This is a genomic window from Vibrio sp. 10N.222.51.C5, assembly GCF_041474575.1.
Lineage (GTDB): Bacteria > Pseudomonadota > Gammaproteobacteria > Enterobacterales > Vibrionaceae > Vibrio > Vibrio crassostreae_C.
In genome coordinates this window covers 72378-92543 of sequence record NZ_JBFRUJ010000005.1, presented here as the reverse complement: position 1 = coordinate 92543, position 20166 = coordinate 72378, and the positions used below count along the sequence as shown (strand labels likewise).

Below are 20166 nucleotides of genomic sequence, written 5' to 3'. Positions count from 1 at the left end.
GATACTTTAGGTTGTTGATAATATTAGAAAAGCCTGCTCATGTTGAACTGACCCCCAATAGTTGGACACCAATTATTGGGGGTCTTTTTATGTCCAAATATAGCCGAGAGCTAAAATGTATCATTGCTAAGCAATACTTAGATGGCACGTCATCTCTCTACTTAGCAAAACAATATTCAATTTCTTCAAGGCAGATACGGTATTGGACTCAAGTCTTTGCCATCCATGGTACTGATTCATTTTTACCAACTAAGCATGCCGCGACTGCTCAAACAAAACGAAAAGCATTGAATTTAATGTGGACGAATGAATGGTCTCTCACGCACACTAGCGCTGTATTAAACCTCTCATCCCCTGGAATACTCTCTGTCTGGCTCAAACGATTTAATGAGCTCGGTATCAAGGGGCTCGAAATGCGCCAGAAAGGAAGACCCTCAATGAAACAGCAACCTCAACGTACCACTAAGCCTGATAATGAAATGACGCTTGAGGAGCTAAAAGAGGAGTTGGTCTACTTACGAACCGAGAATGCCGTTCTAAAAAAGTTGGAAGAGTTGGAGCAGGAAAAAAACCGTCGAACAAAGAAAAAGCGGTCATAGCTCTAACTCTTAAAGGCAAGTACCCGTTAAAGCACTTACTGCACACTCTACAGCTGGCAAAAAGTGTCTTTTATTATCAGGCTCAAACGAGCAAGCGCCCAAATAGCTACGAACGTGAGCAGCGGTTGATAAAGTCAATTTATCATGAACATAAGGGGCGATACGGCTACCGCCGTATTCACTTGGAACTAAAAAATCAGGGGTTCGTGCTTAATCATAAAACGGTTCAAAGACTTATGGCTCAGCTCAACCTTAAATCGACGGTCAGGATTAAAAAGTATCGTTCATACCGAGGAGAGTCAGGAAAAGCAGCTCCCAACGTTCTTGAAAGAGATTTTAGTACGACTCAACCCGATGAAAAGTGGGTAACTGATGTCACGGAGTTCAAAGTCAAAGAACAGAAAGTATACTTATCTCCCGTTGTCGACTTGTTTACTCAGGAGGTGGTTGCTTATAGAGTGGCCAAGAATGCCTGCTTGCCGCTTGTCACGGATATGCTGACGGAGGCTATATCAAAGCTGAAACCCAACTCAAAGCCAATTATACACAGCGATCAAGGTTGGCAATATCGCCATCGACAGTATCAGAAAAAGGTAGCGGAGAGTGGGTTAACGCAAAGCATGTCGAGAAAAGGTAACTGCTTGGATAATGCGGTTGCTGAAAACTTTTTTGCTTTACTCAAAACAGAGATGTATCACAACCAAAGCTTTGAAGATGCAGATGCTCTGATAGAGCAAATTAAAGAATACATCGAGTACTACAATACCAAACGTATAAAAGTGAAACTAAAAGGCCTGACTCCGATAGAATATCGAACTCAGGCCTTGAAAGCCGCTTAACAGAAATGTCCAACTTTACGGGGTCACTTCATGTAGCAGGCTTTTTTGTGTTTGTAGGTTAGAGAAAAGAAGCTCATAGAGGAAAGAATTGAGGTTGCACAGATAAATTCTAGAGCCCTTTGGTGGTTGCTCTTGTTACTTCCAACACGCTTCTGGCTCTGAAACGCCAGAATGGTGTAGCTCCAAAATATCGGTCGTCGAATCTAAGCAATCATCGTTTGTTTGTGGTGAGAGTGGTTCAGCTTGAATTGAATAGGTGGAGCTACTCGCAGATATCGCTAGCGTGTACCGGTTAGTATCGGTATCACAAAACAAGCATGTCCCTCCTGAAATAATATTCTCCGCTGCCGACGCATAGTTCCCTGTGTATAGAGTTTCTATCTCCAGTTGCATCTTGGTTAAGTCGGCCATCGCTGTAACTCGATGTGCCTTGATAACATGGTTGGTATAACTTGGATACGCAATGGCGCCGAGTATCCCCACGATGGCGACAGCGATCAATAATTCGATCAATGTCATCCCTCTCATGCTTATGTTGTTGCTGTTGCATATATTTTTTCGAATCATCGCGAGTAGTTTCCTTTCATAACCCAGTACATTCTTCTCCGGTGGTAGCATCGCTGCAAGATTAAATACGGTTACGCATTGAGTTACATAGGAATTTGGGAAATGACTCGCGGGTTTACTTTGTTAGAGCTGTTAATAACGGTATCGGTACTGTCGATACTGATAGCGACGGCTGCCCCGAGTTTTAGTTCGGTTACTGAAACCGTCAAGATGCAGCGACTCGCCGGAGAGTTGAATGGTTTTCTCATTCAGGCCAAGTCTGAATCGGTCAAAAGGAATCAAGATCTGTGGGTACATTTCTCTATGGATAAAAATGAGGTGCAATCAACCGGAGAGTGGACTGTAAGGTTAAAGCCTACTGAAGACCTTTCTGGTGAAACGTTACTGATGTTGTCGGGTAAACCATTTCGAGATTTATCGTTTTCCCATAACTACACCGGCGCAAGAATCAGCTTTGAGAGTGTTAGAGGAAGGCCTTCCAGGGGGACAATTTATCTATTCCCTAATGGTACTTCCACTGATCGACTTTTGATCAAGCTATCTAGCCCGCCAGGACGAATTAAGGTATGCGGCGAGTCGAGCGCTCAGTATGGCTATTATGCGTGTTAAGCCGATAGTGGCAGCGCCTAACAAGCAACGAGGAACATCACTGATTGAATTGATGGTGGCCTCTGTGATTGGTGTGTTCGCGATTTCTATTATTGGCAGTGTGTTTATTACGGGGCAGAGAATCGCCAAAGATAAAGGCATCGAGCTATTACTGCTACAAAATCTAACCAGCACCATGCAGGTGATGAAAGAGGATATCCAACGAGCAGGCTACGATGGTTCAAACGGCGATTCCATAAAGCTATCCGGTGCGAGTAATACTATCCAAGTGAGTGGCGCTATTGCGGTTGGTTTTGTTTACTTCCGAGAGGGCTCAAGCGCAAGTAAAGAACATCGAAATATCGTTTACAGAAAAAATGGAACCAAACTGCAAATATGTGAGAAGGGCACCACTGTATCGGAGGCAATTCCTACATTTCATGAGGTTACTGGATGTTACTCACTGTTCGATGACAACCTCATTGATGTTGATGAGTTCAGCATTAATTCCCAAGTATTGGAGCAGAATTCTATCAAGAGCACGCTCACTGATATCAGTATTACAGCGTCAATCCCAACCGCAGGTGTTTCCAAATCTGTTTCGGTTTCCGTTAAGCAGAGGAACTGGCAATGATGATATTTAAAAAGCAGCGTGGTGTGGTGACGTTATTGATTACGTCAGTGCTTTTAATTGGTGCTTTAGTGGTGACATTAGGCACGTATCGCAGTGTATTCCATCAAATTAAAGTCGCACAGAATGAAGTGCAGGGCAGACAAGAACACTGGCGATCGGAAGGAGGCTTGGAGTGTGGCTTCACTTACATCGCTGAAAATGATCTGACAGCTATTCCCAATGATTTAATGGATTATTGTCAGCAGTCGAAAGTCGTTACGTTGGGATCAGAAGCACTCACGCCAAATATATTGGTGTCGAGTTCTGAGTCTTTATCGCTGAACAAAGAGATTAGTTTTGTAGACGCTTCGGGATTAGGAGTAATGCAAACCAATTCGAGTTTAGAATTTATTTCTGATCACAATATCGATATTAATCCTGATATTGCTCTTACTGCTGTTGATGGTATTAACGAGTGTGTATCGGTTCGATTTTTAGATAGTGTTATCTATAAGCAAAAGGGAGGAGGACGTTTGAAGACCATTACTCCAGAGTCACCTCCTTTTTCTACGTTTGAGTCTTGCCAACAAACCACCAATATTAGCAATGATGCAACCATCGACTCCGTTGGGGCGCTGCCTTCAAACTCTTTTCAATCAGATTTCAAATTCGATCCGGATATCGATACGTTCTCTAATTATTTTGGCGTGCCAAAGACGTCAGAGAACATTGACCAAATTAAGCTTGATTATCATGTTATAGACCTTATTGATCGGACAGTTGTCCCCCCTAAGCATATTGACTTGGTTGATGGTGAATATGAAGGAAATAAGTGTAGCAAAGCCATTAATGATGCCTTTTCAAGTGGGGAGAATAAGGTATGGGTTATAGGTGATTGCGTCGTTTATTCACCTGCGATTAATGTAGTTGAACCTATCCCAGGGGTTATTACGCCTCGCTCTTTAGTGATTCAGGACGGCATCGTTGCGAATGGTAACGCGAGCGTATTTGACGGGGCTTTTTATCATCTAAATGATATGACCGTATTCGATAACACTAACTCTCCCGATACTGATACCGACCTACTGAGTGGTTTGTGGGCTAAAGTTCCAGATACAATTCCTATTACTGATTTAGTACAGAGTAATTCGGTTTATATTGGATTTGCTTCTTTTTTCCCTAAAGGAGGGATGTTCTTTGATTCCGTTGGTGGGTTATCGACAATTCAGGGTTCAATCAATTTGGATTATACCGGTGAATACAACCCTCATAGCACTCCTTTAAAAGCGAAGTGGAAGCGAGGATCATGGAATGATTTCTAAGAACTCAGGTTTTAGCTTGATAGAGGTTCTTATCTCTTTTCTGTTGATTGGTGTTGCCTCACTAGGGCTGGTTAAATTGCAGATCTACGCTGAACAAAAATCGGATTTTGCGCTCCACAGCGTAGAGGCGCTGCATTTTGCTGAAAGGCAGATGGAGTATTATCGAACTCGGGCGTCTAATGTGAGTGGAGCGGTAAGTTTAATTCCTTTTTCGAAACTAAATCAGGCGAGTCATTGTCTCAACATAGCAAGTTCAGATCCTTTATCCGGTTTGTCGGGTTCTGCCTATGCCATGACCTGTGAAGTGACTAATGCAAACGGTGCTCTGTCTAGCGCATTAAAAAGCATTACTGTCACAATTGCATGGCAAGATCGTATGAACCACGCACAAAGTATTTACCTCGAAACTATGCTCTCCAAATACAGTGAGTTTGATTGACCCTCAAGCAAACGTTTACTGCATGCCAAGGCTCATGCTACCCCTTTTACTGATAATTTTCACTCCTCGGACATTGTTTACGTGCTAGTTAAAACTCTGTATATGGAATGGTGTTTTTTATGTTTTTATATTGTTGTGGTTGTATGGTATTTTTGCAAAATATGTCTCCATTTATGGAAAATTAGGTGGAATCTTGTGCTTTTTAACAACGACTTTAATAGAATATGTGCTGTACCAATAGGCCGTGGTCAAAACTTATATTAGGCCTAAACAAAACAACATCACATATGGAGTTACAATGAGTAACCAAGCCGTAAAAAAAGCACCATCGACTGAGAAGATCAGTGGTATGGACCGCTTTCTAAACTTCATTGAACGCGCCGGCAACAAAATTCCAGATCCAGCAATCCTGTTCTTCTGGGCTCTAGTTATTGTATGGGTAGCATCTGCACTTTTATCGAATCTTTCATTCGACTTAATCAACCCTCAAACGGGTGCTGCTCTTGAAGTAAACAACCTACTAACTGGTGAAGCGCTTGCTAGCTTCCTAGCGAATATGGTTACCACGTTCACAGGCTTCGCACCTCTAGGCATCGTACTTGTTGCTATGCTAGGTGTTGGCGTTGCAGACTCTTCAGGCTTCATTACGACTGGCCTTAAGAAGATGCTTAACTTCACGCCAGCTAAGCTACTAACGCCGATGCTAATCTTGGTTGCTATCGTGTCTCACACAGCAGCTGATGCAGGTTACGTTCTAGTAATCCCTCTTGGCGGTATCATCTTCCACGCTGCGGGTCGTCACCCTCTAGCGGGTATTGCAGCAGCGTTTGCTGGTGTATCAGGTGGTTTCTCAGCGAACTTTATCCCTTCAGGTATTGATCCGCTACTAGCTGGTTTCACTCAAACAGCGGCAAACGTTCTTGACCCTGCATATGTGATCAACCCTCTAGCGAACATCTTCTTTACTGGTTTGTCTTCAATTCTAATTGTGGCAATTGGTTGGTACGTTACAGAGAAAATTATCGAGCCTCGTCTTGCTAATACGCCTGTAGATGAAGATGCAGAACAAGCACCTGATCTAGGTACGTTCACAGCCATTGAATCTAAAGCATTCAAATTCGCTGGTTGGGCAATGGTTGCCGGTATTGGTCTGCTTATCGCGGCTCTAATGCCTGAAAACTCAGCACTTCGTTCACCTGAAGGCGAATTAACGGCGTTCTCAGCACCAGTAATGAAGTCTATCGTTCCTCTGATCTTCATCCTGTTTATTATTCCGGGTATCGTCTACGGCCGTGTAGCGGGTACATTCAAGAATAGTAATGATGTTATCAAAGCAATGTCTGAGACGATGGCAACGATGGGCGCATACATTGTAATGTCGTTCTTCTGTGCTCAGTTCCTATCTGCATTCGCTCAATCAAACATCGGTACTATGCTGGCACTTTACGGTGCTGAAGGCTTGAAAGCGATGGACCTTCCAGGTGAAGCAACGGTTGTTGGTATGATTCTACTAACGGCTGCAGTTAACCTTCTTGTTGGTTCTGCTTCAGCTAAGTGGGCACTGATTGGTCCTATCCTAGTTCCAATGCTAATGGTTGTGGGTATCTCTCCTGAGCTATCTCAAGCGGCTTACCGTGTAGGTGACTCAGTGTCTAACATCATCTCTCCACTAATGGTGTTCTTCCCACTGGTTGTTGTTTACTGTCAGCGCTATGTTAAGTCGACAGGTATCGGTACTCTAGCTTCTCTAATGATGCCATTCTCGATTGCGATGTTAATCGGTTGGTCTATCTTCTTGCTAGCTTACTGGGCTCTTGGTATCCCACTAGGTATCCAAGCACCTTACACTTACACAATGTAAGATTGAACTAAGCAAAACTAAGCTTTATTCATTGCTAAGCCCGCACCGAAATGTGCGGGCTTTTTTTCGCTATTTTTTCCGTTTTTTATATCCAAGGTTTTTATATCCAAAACTTTCTATATCCAAAAATTTTTATATTCAAAATAATGGCACTCAGCTTATACTCCGGATTACGGCTAATTGTTGGCCGGTAAATTTAGGAAATCCAAGCCACATGAAAATTCTGCTTTTAGTAGGGTTAATTGTTTTAAATGGTCTGTTTGCCATGTCTGAGATTGCATTGGTAGCAGCAAAAAATAGTCGGCTGAAACGCTTAGCCGAAAAACACCGCTCCGCTCAGGTTGCTCTTGATCTCAAAGAAAACCCAACCCGCTTCCTCTCTACAATCCAAATCGGTATCACGGTAATCGGCCTACTCAGCGGGATTGTGGGTGAGGCGACGCTATCGGCTCCACTAGCCGTTCAACTTGAACTGTGGGGACTAGACCCAACACAAGCGAACATCTTGTCTACTGCGGTTGTGGTGGTAGGTATTACTTATTTCGCTATCGTTGTCGGTGAGTTGGTACCAAAGCGTTTTGCTCAGTCTCAAGCTGAAAACATTGCTGTGTTAGTCGCGCTGCCAATCTTCTGGTTATCTAAAATCGCGACGCCGTTTGTGTTTGCGTTGTCGGCTTCAACGGAAGGTATTCTTAAGTTGATAGGCCGAGGCGGTGAAGAAGATAGCGTTACCGAAGATGATATCCATGCACTTGTGAAAGAGGGCTCAGAATCGGGTGTGATTGAACGCGGCGAACAAGAGATGATTCGTAATATCTTGCAGCTTGATGATCGTCTTGTGAGCTCATTGATGACTCCGCGTCGAGACATCGACTTTCTGGATGTCGACCAACCCGTTGAGCAGATATTAAAGAAACTGCGTTCATCAAAACACAGTGTGTTTCCATTGTGCCAAGATCACCTCAATAAAGTGGTGGGTACAGTGTCAGCCAAAGCCTTGCTGAATCAGGCGGGCAATCTAAGCATTCAAGTGATCATGGGGCTGTCTCGCTCGCCGATCTATGTTCCAGAATCGATGAAAGCTCTGCGTCTACTTGGCTACTTTAAAGAGTCGGGCACCGAGATGGCATTCATTGTCGACGAGTATGGCGATGTTCAAGGTCTTGTGACTCATTACGATATTCTTGAGGCGATTGCTGGCGAGCTATCGAATAATCCGAACGATCTTTGGACCGAGCAAGTGGAAGACGGTTTGTTGGTGGATGGATTGATTCCTATCAGTGAACTGAAAAACCGTTTAGAGCTATCGGATTTTGAGGGCGAAAGCGAGAGCTTCCAAACGCTGAATGGCCTTGTGACATGGTTAATAGGGCGCTTACCGGATGCAGGCGAAGTTGTTCAATACCAGCAGTGGCAGTTTGAAATTATCTCTGTTGAGAACAATCGCATTGTGAGTATCAAAGCGACGCCAATAGCCGATGACATAGAAGACGCTAATAGCTAACAGTTCGACCAACCAGCAAGCGGCAATGGTTCATTGTCTGTTGTTGTCTATTACCTCTTTATTGTTCATTATCTCTAAGATTAGGTATGCTTCACCGCATACCTATTTTCGTTTTTATCCTTTGTTTCTGGAGTTCCCTTTGTCAGACCATCAATTCACCCCTCAAGATGAAATCTTCATGCGACGCGCCATTGAGGTAGCTAAGCAAGCAGAGAGCGAGGGAGAGGTTCCTGTTGGTGCAGTATTAGTAAAAGATGGGGAGATTATCTCTGAAGGATGGAACCGTTCGATTGGCAGCCACGATGCTACGGCACACGCAGAAATTGAAACCTTGCGTAAAGCCGGTCAAACCTTAGAAAACTATCGGCTACTCGATACCACTTTATACGTTACGCTAGAGCCTTGCCCAATGTGCGCAGGTGCCTTGCTACACAGCCGAGTAAAGCGCATTGTGTTTGGTGCTCCAGACTTAAAAGCAGGCGCTGCAGGTACAGTGTTGAATTTGTTTGAAAGCCAAGCCTCATACCACTATGCCGACGTTGAACATGGTTTGTTAGAGGAAGAGTGCCGTGAGCAATTACAAGCGTTTTTCAAGCGTCGTAGAAAAGAGATAAAAGAGAAGCGAAAGCAAGAACGTCTGTTGGAAGAGCAGCGTTTAGAAGCAGAGATGAAGGCTGGCAATAAGAAATAGCAGCGTACTTTCGGCACTCTCTATCGCAAGAGTGCCAAGCAAACTGACTGAGTAACTACATTTACTCAGCAATCATCTGCATGAAAGCGCGATTGCGCCAAATGATCTTCTTCTTATTATTTGAAAGCATACGCTTACGACGGTTTGCAGCAACGGTCTTATCAAGGCGTTTCGATTTCAGTTTCTTCATCATTTCAATGATTTCCTATTTGTCGTCTGACTTTTTAGTTTGGACTAACGATTTAATTATAGTGTTATTCGTTTGTTTGGCCTGTCGCACGCTTGGCTTAAATAGAAGAGCAGTTCTAGTCTAAAGCCAGCATTGCAGTGCAACAGAGCATAATCTTGATTGTGGTGTGCCGTTATAAGGTTCGATTGTTACTGCAATATGACACTCTAGATCTCATCATCATTTTCTTGCCTGCTTCCCTTATCCCTTAGTGACGAAAGAAGAGTCGAAAAAAGACAATAAAAAAGAGCAATGCTAGATGGCATTGCTCTTTTGGGTTTTACTGTGAAGGCTCAGAACTGCTTACTGTCGACTGAGCTGCGCTGATACTCGATTCAGCACCTGAGGTTTCTAAAGGTGGGATCACCACCAAACCTTCAAGGGTCGCTTCTTGTTCTTTATTGCGCTTATTTACATGGCCAATAATGCTTTGGTAATAACGGCGAATGTTTTCAACGTAGTTTCTCGCTTCATCACCACGCGCATACCCATATCGAGTTTGGCTGTAGTACTTCTTCTGTCTTAACAGAGGTAATCTGTCTTTCACATCGCCCCAAGCATCAGGATCTCCTCCTTGTGCCTTCGTGAGGCGACGCGCGTCCATCATGTGCCCGTAACCGACATTGTATGAAGCAAGTGCAAACCAGATCTTTTCGTGTTGAGTGATTGAATCTGGTACTCGGTTCACGATACGACGCAGGTACTCAACACCGCCTTGTACCGACTGGTTCGGGTCGAGACGGTTGGTTACCCCAACACTCTTCGCGGTGGGCAGTGTCAACATCATCATGCCACGAACACCCGTTGGTGAGCGCGCAACAGGGTTCCAGTGTGATTCTTGGTAGGCCAAAGCGGCAATCAAGCGCCAATCAAATTCTTGAGAGTACCTTTGAAATAGCGGCGACCATTTTGGCAACTTGCTGTCCAGTGCGCGGATAAAGGCACGAGTATCAACGTAGTCAAAAGTGCCGATGTGGCCGATGTATTTCTCTTCTAGTGAAGCCAGTTCACCAGACTGTTTTAGGTTACCGAAGAACTCAATCAACAGAGCATAAAGGCTTTCATCTTCAGACTTCTGCAAATACCAAGAGATAGGTTGGTCTTCTGTCAGTTCAAAAGCCAAAGCTACGTCTGGGTATAAACGTTGTGCCAGTGACAGCTCAATTGAGTCCGCAACCGTAAATAAGCGCTCGCCAGTCGATACTTCTTTGAGCAGGTCGTTGATATCAGCATTGCCGACCGCATCATAGATAAAGTCATCGTGTGTTTTCTGCAGCTGCTTTAGTGTTGGCTCAAAGTGTGAGTCTTTCACCACAACCAAAGATGGCGTTAATGTGTCAGTAGACGCCGCCTCTTCTGATTCAGTTTGTGCTTTAACAAAGTCAACCTGACGCTCATTCTCGAAATTGATCAGTTGTTCAAGGTTTCTCGGTCGCCACTGGCCTTTTTTGTATACGACCTGTTGGCTTACGTAGTAATAAGCAGGTGCGGCGCGATAAGCTCGTGTCAGTTTGTTGTTTTGCGTTAAGCCGGTCGCGATAAGATCGATTTCGCCTTTCTGCAGTGCAGGGAACAAGCCAGACAAACGGTAAGCGGGTTTAACCTCAAGCTTTACACCAAGCTCCTGCGCAAATTCACGAGCTAATTCGTAATCCAAGCCAGCAGGACCATCAGGACCGATGTAATAAGAGAGTTGGTTATTTAGGGTGCCGACACGAAGAACGCCACGATCTCGTATCTGCTCAAGGACACTTTTAGGTTCAGATTCAATCTGGCATCCAGCCAACCCAAATAGGGCGATGGCGAGCAGAAGGAACTTAGACGAAAAGATGAGCGTAAATTTAGGCATCAAAATGAAATCTCGAAAAGTGGAAGCTCCTTTATACCAAACCCCGCAAGGCTGGCAAAGCAGGTTTAATTAAACAGTTGTAAAAGTGGTGATAAATGCAGCAAAAGTACCATTTACGCAGAAAGATAAAAAAAATCACGCAAACGGTTGCTTTTGGTGTTACGTCACAAAAAGAAATGCTTTATAATGCGCTCGCATTGAAGAGGTGGGATCGGCATAGGTTTTTAAACCTTCGGGAATAGCTTCGAAGAAAACAGTTAGGTTTTTCCTTTAACCCACTGAATTTATTCCAATACTACCTTAATCAACTGCATAAGAGACGTAAGCACATGAGAATTTTGCGTGGCTCCCCAGCTCTATCTGAGTTTCGTGTTAACAAGCTTTTAGAGCTTTGTCGTGAATTAAGCTTACCTGTAACAGGTATTTACGCTGAGTTTGCCCACTTTGCTGATCTAACGGCAGACCTAGATGAGTCTGAAGTTGAGAAGCTAGAAAAGCTACTGACTTACGGTCCAACGATTGAAGAGCATGAACCTGAAGGTTTACTGCTGCTTGCAACGCCACGCCCAGGCACTATCTCGCCTTGGTCTTCAAAATCAACAGATATCGCACACAACTGCGGACTGGCTAAAGTGTCACGTCTAGAGCGCGGTACTGCTTTCTACATTGAAACCTCTGCTGAACTTTCTGAACTTCAACTTGTTGAGCTGAAAGCAATCCTGCACGACCGTATGATGGAAGTGGTTTTCACTGACTTCGAATCAGCGGCGGCACTATTTACCGTTGCTGAGCCTGCTCCTTATGCGGAAGTTGACCTACTAACTGGTGGACGTAAAGCGCTTGAAAAAGCAAACGTTACCCTAGGTCTTGCACTTGCAGAAGATGAGATTGATTACCTTCTTGAAAGCTTCACTGAGAAGCTAGGTCGTAACCCGACGGACATCGAGCTAATGATGTTTGCACAAGCGAACTCAGAGCACTGTCGTCATAAGATTTTTAACGCTGATTGGACTATCGATGGCGTTAAGCAAGAAAAATCATTGTTCAAGATGATTAAGAACACCTTTGAAACGACACCAGAACATGTTCTGTCTGCTTATAAAGATAACGCAGCGGTAATGACAGGTTCTGAAGTTGGTCGTTTCTTCCCAGATCCAGAAACTCGCCAGTACAGCTACCACCAAGAAAAAACACACATCTTGATGAAAGTTGAAACGCACAACCACCCAACGGCAATCTCACCGTGGCCAGGCGCATCGACAGGTTCAGGCGGTGAAATCCGTGATGAAGGCGCAACCGGTATTGGTGGTAAGCCAAAAGCGGGTCTTGTTGCTTTCTCTGTATCTAACCTTAAGATCCCGAACTTCGTTCAACCTTGGGAAACTGACTTTGGTAAGCCAAGCCGTATCGTTACTGCTCTGGATATCATGCTTGAAGGTCCTCTTGGTGGCGCGGCATTCAACAACGAATTTGGTCGTCCAAACCTACTTGGCTACTTCCGTACTTACGAAGAGAAAGTAAACTCTCACGCAGGTGAAGAAGTGCGTGGTTACCACAAACCAATCATGCTAGCTGGTGGTCTTGGCAACATCCGTGATGAGCACGTTCAGAAGAAAGAGATCCCGGTAGGTGCAAGCCTAATCGTTCTAGGTGGTCCTGCGATGAACATCGGCCTTGGCGGCGGTGCGGCATCTTCAATGGATTCTGGTTCTTCTTCTGAAGATCTCGATTTCGCTTCTGTACAACGTGAAAACCCAGAGATGGAGCGTCGTTGTCAGGAAGTTATCGACCGTTGTTGGCAGCTTGGTGATGCGAACCCAATCGCATTTATCCACGATGTGGGCGCGGGCGGTATCTCGAATGCTCTTCCTGAGCTAGTCGACGATGGCGAGCGTGGCGGTATCTTTAATCTACGTGACGTGCCAAACGATGAGCCGGGCATGAGCCCACTTGAGATCTGGTGTAACGAATCTCAAGAGCGTTATGTAATGGCGGTTGCTGATAAAGACATGGCAACGTTCGACGCGATTTGTAAGCGTGAACGTGCACCGTACGCAGTGGTTGGTAAAGCAACTGAAGAACGTGATCTGAAATTAGAAGATTCACACTTCGACAACACGCCAATCGACATGCCAATGGACATCCTATTAGGTAAAACACCTAAGATGCACCGTGACGCGAAAACGCTAAAAGCTAACAACCCTGCGATTGACCGTTCTGGCATCGAGATGAACGAAGCGGTTGACCGTGTTCTTCGCTTGCCAACAGTCGCTGAGAAAACATTCCTTATCACCATCGGTGACCGCTCGGTAACAGGCCTTGTAGCTCGTGACCAAATGGTTGGTCCATGGCAGGTTCCTGTTGCTAACTGCGCAGTAACAGCGGCAAGCTACGACTCTTACCACGGTGAGGCTATGTCTCTTGGTGAGCGTACGCCAGTGGCACTTCTAGACTTCGGCGCATCGGCTCGTCTAGCGGTTGGTGAAGCAATTACTAACATCGCAGCGACCAACATCGGCGATATCAAACACATTAAACTGTCGGCTAACTGGATGTCTCCAGCAGGTCACCCAGGTGAAGATGCAGGTCTTTACGAAGCGGTTAAAGCGGTTGGTGAAGAACTATGTCCAGCTCTGGGTCTAACTATCCCAGTGGGTAAAGACTCAATGTCGATGAAGACTAAGTGGGAAGAGAATGGCGAGCAGAAAGAAGTAACGTCTCCGCTATCTCTTGTTATCACTGCGTTTGCACGTGTTGAAGATGTTCGTAAGACGATTACTCCTCAGCTTCGCACCCCTGATAACCTTGAAGGACTAGGTAATACAAGCCTAGTTCTTATCGACCTAGGTAACGGCAAAAACCGTATGGGTGCAACAGCACTTGCACAGGTTTACAAGCAGCTTGGTGACAAGCCAGCAGACGTAGACAACGCAGCGCAACTAAAAGGTTTCTACGAAGGCGTTCAAGCACTTGTAGCGAACGACCAAGTTGTCGCTTACCACGATAAAGGCGATGGTGGTCTATTCGTAACGCTAGCAGAAATGGCATTCGCAGGTCACTGTGGTGTTAATGCAAACATTGAAGCGTTAGGTGAAGACACGCTAGCAGCACTGTTCAACGAAGAGCTAGGTGCAGTAATCCAAGTCCGTAACGACGACCTAGACGCAGTACTTTCTACTCTTGCAGCTAACGGTCTAGAAGCATGTTCTCATGTGATTGGCTGCGTTGTTGGTGAAGGGGAAGCATCAGATGAACTAGTGATTAAGTCTGGCGAGTCTGTAGTGATTGAACGTAACCGTACTGAACTACGTACTATCTGGGCTGAGACAACGCACAAGATGCAAGGTCTGCGTGATAACCCAGTATGTGCTGACCAAGAACATGAAGCGAAGAAAGACAACTCGGACCCAGGTCTGAACGTGAAACTGAGCTTTGACGTAAACGAAGACATCGCAGCACCGTTCATCAACACAGGTGCTAAGCCTAAGATGGCGATTCTACGTGAGCAGGGTGTTAACTCTCACGTTGAAATGGCAGCAGCATTCGACCGTGCAGGCTTCGAAGCAACTGATATTCACATGAGCGACATCCTAACAGGTCAAGCGGTACTAGAAGAATACAACGGCCTTGTGGCATGTGGTGGCTTCTCTTACGGTGATGTACTAGGTGCTGGTGAAGGTTGGGCGAAGTCGGTTTTGTTTAATGACTCGACTCGTGACCAGTTTGAAAACTTCTTCAAGCGTGAAGATACCTTCTCTCTAGGTGTGTGTAACGGTTGTCAGATGCTGTCGAATCTACGTGAACTTATCCCAGGTGCGGAGTACTGGCCACGTTTCGTTCGCAACGAATCTGAGCGCTTTGAAGCACGTTTCAGCCTAGTAGAAGTTCAGAAGTCAGATTCTGTATTCTTCAACGGCATGGAAGGTTCTCGTATGCCAATCGCTGTTTCTCACGGTGAAGGCCGCGTAGAAGTACGTGATAACGACCACCTAAACGCGATTGAAAACTCAGGTACGGTTGCTCTACGTTACGTTGATAACAACGGTAACCAAACGCAGCAATACCCGAATAACCCGAATGGTTCGCCAAACGCTATCACAGGTTTAACAACGACTGACGGCCGCGTGACAATTATGATGCCTCACCCAGAGCGTGTATTCCGTACGGTTGCAAACTCTTGGTCTCCGGAAGGTTGGGGCGAGAATGGCGCTTGGATGCGTATGTTCCAAAACGCACGTAAGAACGTGGGTTAATTGAAAACGATTTAAACAGTGTTATCGGGACAATAACCACAAGCGCAGATCGAAAGGTCTGCGCTTTTTTTGGTGGTGAGTGTGGTGTAGGGATCACCGTATAGTGGATGTGTGTATAACAAACTTTTGGACAGAAATGAGTTTTGGAAAATCAAACATTAGCAAATGACTAATAACTTCAGGTATGACAAATAACTAAACCTGATAGAAAAACTGCCACCAAAGAGCAAAAGACAAGACCTGACCCTATTGTTTTTTGTACGCAAAAAAACAGCAGTCAGTGATAGGGTTTAATCGCCAAATAAATTCTACGCAAACTACCATTTTCATGCCGGGCTAAATGACATGGTTCAGCATGCACTCCCAAGGGCCTCAAAGGGAAGATTGAGCACCTTCTGCCCATTTGGTCAGCTTTAAATCGTCCAAAATAAGCAGCACGCAAGGCACAACAATTGACGCTAGTAACGTAGCCGAGACTAAGCCAAACGCAATACTGGCAATTAACGGGATCAGAAATTGCGCTTGCGTACTGGTTTCGGTTAACAGTGGAAGCAATCCTGCAAATGTGGTTAACGAGGTGATAAATATCGCTCTAAATCGGTCACGTACCGCCTCTCGACAAGCGTCTATCAAGCGCTCGCCTTGGGCGATATTCTTCTTAATAAAATTGACCAACAGAATGTTATCGTTAACGACGATACCCGCTAAGGTAGCAAAGCCAACCAAGCTTGGAATAGTCAAATCGAACCCCATGCCCAAGTGCCCCCATACCACACCAATCCAGCCCATAGGGATTGCCAGCAGCACAGCAATCGGTTGAGTGTAGCTTTGTAACAGGAACACTAAAATAAGATAAATCCCCACCACGCCAAGAGCAAAGAAGGTCGCCAGCGAGGAGCCCGTATCTGAGCTTTCTTTATCCTGACCTTGCGAGGTGAAGGTGATGTCTGGGAATTTGTGTTGAGTTTGCGAGACAAATTCGCTATTGAACTGCAGCATGATTTCACGCGCATTGGCAACCCGCGTATCGATATTGCCTTGCACAACCACAGTGTTCATCCCATTAATGCGGTGAATTCGCGAGAAGGCTTGTTTTCTGTCAAACGTCGCAACACTTGATAATGGAACTAGGGTTCCATTGCCTGCCGTCACCATCAAGTTATTCAACTCATACAGGCTAGCTTGGTGCGTAAACTCATCCAGTCTCACACTAATATCCACCAGCTCGCCTTGTTGGAAAACCGTCAGATCAGTACTGCCTTTTACCGCGCTGCGCAGCGTTTGAGCAATGTTGGAAGCATTAACTCCCATCACGCCAGCTTCATCTTTAAGGTTAACGTGAAATTCGGTTCTGCCCTCACGCAGATCGGTGGAGAGGTTATAGACACCGTCAAATCCCTTCAACCATTTCACCAGCGAGCGGCTGACTTGATTGAGCTCTTGTAACGACTCACCCTGAACCCGAATATCAATGCCATTGCCAGCAATGCCCCGTTCTTTATCGGTAAACTTGAGTGAAACCACATCCGCCGTAGGGCCTACTTTTTGTTTCCAATCTTGGATCAGATCTTTAATGCTCTGCTGCCTAAATTGCGCTGGCAATAGATCGGCACTGACGGTTGCCATATGCGGCCCCGACTCATTAGCATCAGCATTTGAGTTGAACATGATCGTGGTGCTCGCGACCAAAGGTTTTGAGCTTGGGTATTTCTCTGCGTATTCTTGGTTGAGTTCATCAAGCGCGTTTGAAACCTTCTCCACCACCGCCTCTGTCTGGCTCAGTAAACTGCCTTGAGGGAGCAAGATACGCGCCTGCAGCACATCACTTTCCAAGGCAGGCATGGCTTTGAATTTCAGCCAACCTGACGAAATGGAAGCGGTTGAAATCATCACCACCATCACCAATATCCCTACTGAAAGATAAGGTGCATTCATCGCCTTGACACTCACTGGCACAAAGAATCTGTCTCTGATGTTTTCAAAACCGGCAATGAACTTGTCCCGTATAGGATTAGAGCGAGATTCAGTATGGCTATGTGCCAAATGAGACGGCAAGATCAAGAAAGCTTCTATCAGACTAACAAGCAAGGTAATCAATAACACGATGGGAATATAGCGTAGTACTTCGCCCATCTTGCCTGTGAGAAACATCAGCGGCCCTATCACCATGATGGTGGTAGCAAACGATGCAATCACACCTGGGAAGACTTGTTTGGTACCTTCAACTGCAGCGTCAAACGCGGGTAGCCCTTGTTGCCTCTTGGCAGCGATGTTTTCTGCAATGATCAACGAGTCGTCCATTAGCAGACCAATCGCGACAATCAGCCCGACCAGCGTCATCATATTCAGGGTATAACCGAGAAGTTGTATCGCAAAAATGGCGCCAAGGAATGAAACCGGCAGCCCCATGGTGACCCAAAAGCTAAAGCGAATATTAAAAAACGCCCACAACATCAAAAATGCCAGTGCTAATCCCTGTGCGCCATTGCTGGTGAGGATTCTCAGACGCTCAATAATATTGGTGCTGGAATCTTGGGTGATGGTTAAAGCGACGCCTTCAGGGGCTCTCGCCTGTTCTTTTTCAACGATGCTGACGATCGCATCTTTGACCGTTAAGGTATCTTGAAATTGCGTTTTGGACACCTGAAGCAAAGCGGCACGCTGACCATTGAACAGGATTTGATTTTCATCGCTAGTGAACTTCTGCTGAATAACGGCAACATCACCGAGGCGAACCTGAGTCCCCGTCTCACTGGATTTAATCACGATATTTTCGAAGTCTCTGACGTTGCTGCCTAAGTGGTCGAAGCGGACGCTGATCTCTTCCAAGTCATTACTAAATACGCCAGCAGGAGTGCTGATACTTTGCTGTTGTACTAGATTGGACAAGTCGGACACACTCAGGCCGTACTGCTGCAACTTCCACTGCGATACGCGAATTTCTATTTCTTGATCCGCAAAACCGCTCACGGTCACCTGAGCGATCAATGGGCTCTCTTTTAACTTGTGCTTAATTTGTTGGGCATAGAGATATAAGTCCCTATCTGACATATTGCCGGTAATCGCGACACTGGCCACCGTTGCCACTCGGTCCAGTTTCGACACCGTGATCTGCTCAACTCGATCCGGAAAATCACTGATGGCGTTAACCTGCTGTTGAATATCGCTGGTTAAAGTGTCAATGTCTTCATCATCGCCGATTTCCACATTGGCGATGACCAAACTCTCTCGGGCATCACAGCTTAACTCTTTAATTCCACTCAGCTTATCGAGAGAATCTTCCAACGGGTAACACACTTCTTCCATCATCTCAAAAGGTGACGCGCCCGGATAAACGATCCGAACCTCAATATTTTTGGTCGGCGTCAACGGAAAAGTGTCTTTCTGCAGTTTGGGCAAGGCAAAAGCCCCTAACAGCAGTACCGCCATCATCAGGACATTGGCGCCAGTGGTGTGCCGAGCAAAAAAAGCGATCATAATTTGCCCTCTTTCTGAATCGCGTTTAGGGCTTTAAATCCGCTCTGCGTATCCAACCAAAGGCCGATTTTCTCATCCGGTTGCGGTTGTAAAGCCATCCCCTCAACGGCGGGTGAAAGTTTACTTAGCACAACCACATCACCGAATTCCACGCCAGATTTGATCACCGCAACCTGCCCTTGGACGAAATCTATCCTGACAGGTTTGCTTTTCAGTTTACCTTCAGAGACAGTGTAAACTTTACCATCATGGATGGCGTTTATCGGTAGCAAGACTTGTTGCTCCATCATTGGTGCTTTAATCGTGACTTTAACGAAAGTCCCACGAATAAGTGGTGGCTTCTCTCCGGGAATGGCTTGCTGATAGGGCTGATTTACTTGTGCAACCAGGCTTTGGCTTTGAGTCTGAGCATCGATTTCACCGCCGGAGCGGCTGATCTCGGCAGGCCAAGTAATTACTTTATCGCCTGCTTGGAGCTCGACTGTCGCGCTCAAGTTGCTATGAACATCTTCGTCAAGCGAGTCAAAGCGATTGGAATTTCTTAGCGGACGCATTTTACCAAGCGGAAACTGCGCGCGAACCTCAACGGCATCGATGTCATCCGCTTTGAGCAGCAATTCCCCCTTGTTGACATACTCGGCGAGTCCAACCAAGGTTTCGACAATGCGAATATCAAATGGGGCTTTAATTACGGTTTGTTCGAGATCTCGGTTTGCAAGTGCTAGTTCCGTTTGCAAAACCTTTTGCTGCGCTTGATTAATTGCCAGTTGGTTTTTCTGTGTCTGGAGCTGTTGCTGGCTGCTGAGCAAGTCTTTGGTCGCGCGGTCTTTCTCTGTTTTGGAGATATGCCCGGTTTCACTCAATTTGATTGAGCGGGCATATTCTGACTGTTGTACCTCAAACTCTTTCTCTGCAATCTTGAGCGAATCGATAATGGTCTGATTCGTTAGCATTAGCACTTCAAGCTCAGCTTGCAAACGGGCAATAGTAAGTTGATAAGCGGTGGGGTCAATTCTAAGGAGTTCGCTGTCTTTGCGGATAATAGCGCCCGTTTTGTATTGCTCAGAAACCCACACAACCGCGCCGTCAAGTTCAGACTGTGCCTGCCAGTCTTGAACAGACTCGGTATGTCCATATCCGATGGCAGAAGGTTGGATATTTCGCGGCTCGACTTTCAACACCCGAACCACCTTTTTAGCAGCCGTATTACTCGCATTAGGCGGTTCAGCCTTCATCCCTGGTGCGATCACCAATAACGCGATGCCCAACAAAACAGGAGGAACAAACAGAGCCCTTTGTAACCAGCTATACCTAGTCATAGCGATTCCCTTACTA

At 45.7% G+C, this 20166-nt stretch carries 14 protein-coding genes and 1 pseudogene; 10 read left to right on the top strand and 5 right to left on the bottom strand.

Annotation, left to right across the window (positions count from 1 at the left end; all coding sequences use genetic code 11):
* The first annotated feature begins 89 nt into the window (after positions 1-89).
* Both AB4558_RS01135 and AB4558_RS01130 read left to right on the top strand, forming a co-directional pair.
* Positions 90-599, top strand: coding sequence for a helix-turn-helix domain-containing protein (locus AB4558_RS01135; RefSeq protein WP_029235845.1), 510 nt, complete (start codon positions 90-92; stop codon positions 597-599).
* Positions 596-1438 carry an IS3 family transposase gene (locus AB4558_RS01130; protein WP_371721134.1) on the top strand — a complete coding sequence of 281 codons (843 nt, stop codon included), beginning with the start codon at positions 596-598 and terminating at the stop codon, positions 1436-1438. The genes AB4558_RS01135 and AB4558_RS01130 overlap by 4 nt, the downstream gene beginning before the upstream one ends.
* Before the next feature lie 135 nt (positions 1439-1573).
* On the opposite strand, the gene AB4558_RS01125 is transcribed toward AB4558_RS01130, so the two are convergent.
* Complete coding sequence (locus tag AB4558_RS01125) at positions 1574-2005, bottom strand: type IV pilin protein (RefSeq protein ID WP_372157790.1); 432 nt, start codon at positions 2003-2005, stop codon at positions 1574-1576.
* A gap of 102 nt (positions 2006-2107) precedes the next feature.
* Here AB4558_RS01125 and AB4558_RS01120 point away from each other — a divergent pair, with 102 nt between their 5' ends.
* The 7 genes and pseudogenes from AB4558_RS01120 to tadA all read left to right on the top strand — a co-directional run bounded on the left by AB4558_RS01120 (position 2108) and on the right by tadA (position 9023).
* Complete coding sequence (locus AB4558_RS01120; RefSeq protein ID WP_017067642.1) at positions 2108-2614, top strand: GspH/FimT family pseudopilin; 507 nt, start codon at positions 2108-2110, stop codon at positions 2612-2614.
* Positions 2595-3227 carry a PilW family protein gene (locus tag AB4558_RS01115; RefSeq protein ID WP_029235082.1) on the top strand — a complete coding sequence of 211 codons (633 nt, stop codon included), beginning with the start codon at positions 2595-2597 and terminating at the stop codon, positions 3225-3227. The genes AB4558_RS01120 and AB4558_RS01115 overlap by 20 nt, the downstream gene beginning before the upstream one ends.
* Positions 3224-4528 (top strand): hypothetical protein, encoded by a 1305-nt coding sequence (locus AB4558_RS01110; protein ID WP_017062784.1) that lies wholly within the window; start codon positions 3224-3226, stop codon positions 4526-4528. The genes AB4558_RS01115 and AB4558_RS01110 overlap by 4 nt, the downstream gene beginning before the upstream one ends.
* On the top strand, positions 4518-4967 hold the full coding sequence (locus tag AB4558_RS01105; RefSeq protein WP_372157717.1) for a prepilin-type N-terminal cleavage/methylation domain-containing protein: 450 nt from the start codon (positions 4518-4520) through the stop codon (positions 4965-4967). Before AB4558_RS01110 ends, AB4558_RS01105 begins: the two co-directional genes overlap by 11 nt.
* Before the next feature lie 298 nt (positions 4968-5265).
* Positions 5266-6828: an AbgT family transporter gene (locus tag AB4558_RS01100; RefSeq protein ID WP_017059875.1), complete on the top strand. Its 1563-nt coding sequence runs from the start codon at positions 5266-5268 to the stop codon at positions 6826-6828.
* Between the two features lie 214 nt (positions 6829-7042).
* Positions 7043-8332, top strand: coding sequence for a hemolysin family protein (locus AB4558_RS01095; RefSeq protein ID WP_372157714.1), 1290 nt, complete (start codon positions 7043-7045; stop codon positions 8330-8332).
* A gap of 86 nt (positions 8333-8418) precedes the next feature.
* Positions 8419-9023, top strand: a pseudogene (tadA, locus tag AB4558_RS01090) (tRNA adenosine(34) deaminase TadA).
* A gap of 61 nt (positions 9024-9084) precedes the next feature.
* Here the strand turns inward: tadA and AB4558_RS01085 are convergent.
* Both AB4558_RS01085 and mltF read right to left on the bottom strand, forming a co-directional pair.
* Positions 9085-9216: a hypothetical protein gene (locus AB4558_RS01085; RefSeq protein ID WP_017059878.1), complete on the bottom strand. Its 132-nt coding sequence runs from the start codon at positions 9214-9216 to the stop codon at positions 9085-9087.
* Positions 9217-9532: 316 nt separating this feature from the next.
* A complete protein-coding gene (gene mltF / locus AB4558_RS01080) occupies positions 9533-11101 on the bottom strand; it encodes a membrane-bound lytic murein transglycosylase MltF (protein WP_065584391.1) in 1569 nt (522 codons plus the stop codon).
* 329 nt (positions 11102-11430) lie between these two features.
* Between mltF and purL the strand changes: the two genes are divergently transcribed.
* The gene (gene purL / locus AB4558_RS01075) at positions 11431-15354 is read left to right on the top strand and encodes a phosphoribosylformylglycinamidine synthase (RefSeq protein WP_229647790.1); all 3924 of its coding nucleotides are present in this window, start codon (positions 11431-11433) and stop codon (positions 15352-15354) included.
* Between the two features lie 372 nt (positions 15355-15726).
* On the opposite strand, the gene AB4558_RS01070 is transcribed toward purL, so the two are convergent.
* Positions 15727-18831 carry an efflux RND transporter permease subunit gene (locus AB4558_RS01070; RefSeq protein ID WP_017063782.1) on the bottom strand — a complete coding sequence of 1035 codons (3105 nt, stop codon included), beginning with the start codon at positions 18829-18831 and terminating at the stop codon, positions 15727-15729.
* Positions 18828-20150 carry an efflux RND transporter periplasmic adaptor subunit gene (locus tag AB4558_RS01065; RefSeq protein ID WP_032545691.1) on the bottom strand — a complete coding sequence of 441 codons (1323 nt, stop codon included), beginning with the start codon at positions 20148-20150 and terminating at the stop codon, positions 18828-18830. The genes AB4558_RS01070 and AB4558_RS01065 overlap by 4 nt, the downstream gene beginning before the upstream one ends.
* Positions 20151-20166: the final 16 nt, after the last annotated feature.

Coding starts and splice junctions, on each gene's coding strand:
- AB4558_RS01135 (WP_029235845.1), top strand. CDS start 90: ATGTCCAAATATAGCCGAGAGCTAAAATGTATCATTGCTAAGCAATAC.
- AB4558_RS01125 (WP_372157790.1), bottom strand. CDS start 2,005: ATGATTCGAAAAAATATATGCAACAGCAACAACATAAGCATGAGAGGG.
- AB4558_RS01120 (WP_017067642.1), top strand. CDS start 2,108: ATGACTCGCGGGTTTACTTTGTTAGAGCTGTTAATAACGGTATCGGTA.
- AB4558_RS01115 (WP_029235082.1), top strand. CDS start 2,595: ATGGCTATTATGCGTGTTAAGCCGATAGTGGCAGCGCCTAACAAGCAA.
- AB4558_RS01110 (WP_017062784.1), top strand. CDS start 3,224: ATGATGATATTTAAAAAGCAGCGTGGTGTGGTGACGTTATTGATTACG.
- AB4558_RS01105 (WP_372157717.1), top strand. CDS start 4,518: ATGATTTCTAAGAACTCAGGTTTTAGCTTGATAGAGGTTCTTATCTCT.
- AB4558_RS01100 (WP_017059875.1), top strand. CDS start 5,266: ATGAGTAACCAAGCCGTAAAAAAAGCACCATCGACTGAGAAGATCAGT.
- AB4558_RS01095 (WP_372157714.1), top strand. CDS start 7,043: ATGAAAATTCTGCTTTTAGTAGGGTTAATTGTTTTAAATGGTCTGTTT.
- AB4558_RS01085 (WP_017059878.1), bottom strand. CDS start 9,216: ATGATGAAGAAACTGAAATCGAAACGCCTTGATAAGACCGTTGCTGCA.
- mltF (WP_065584391.1), bottom strand. CDS start 11,101: ATGCCTAAATTTACGCTCATCTTTTCGTCTAAGTTCCTTCTGCTCGCC.
- purL (WP_229647790.1), top strand. CDS start 11,431: ATGAGAATTTTGCGTGGCTCCCCAGCTCTATCTGAGTTTCGTGTTAAC.
- AB4558_RS01070 (WP_017063782.1), bottom strand. CDS start 18,831: ATGATCGCTTTTTTTGCTCGGCACACCACTGGCGCCAATGTCCTGATG.
- AB4558_RS01065 (WP_032545691.1), bottom strand. CDS start 20,150: ATGACTAGGTATAGCTGGTTACAAAGGGCTCTGTTTGTTCCTCCTGTT.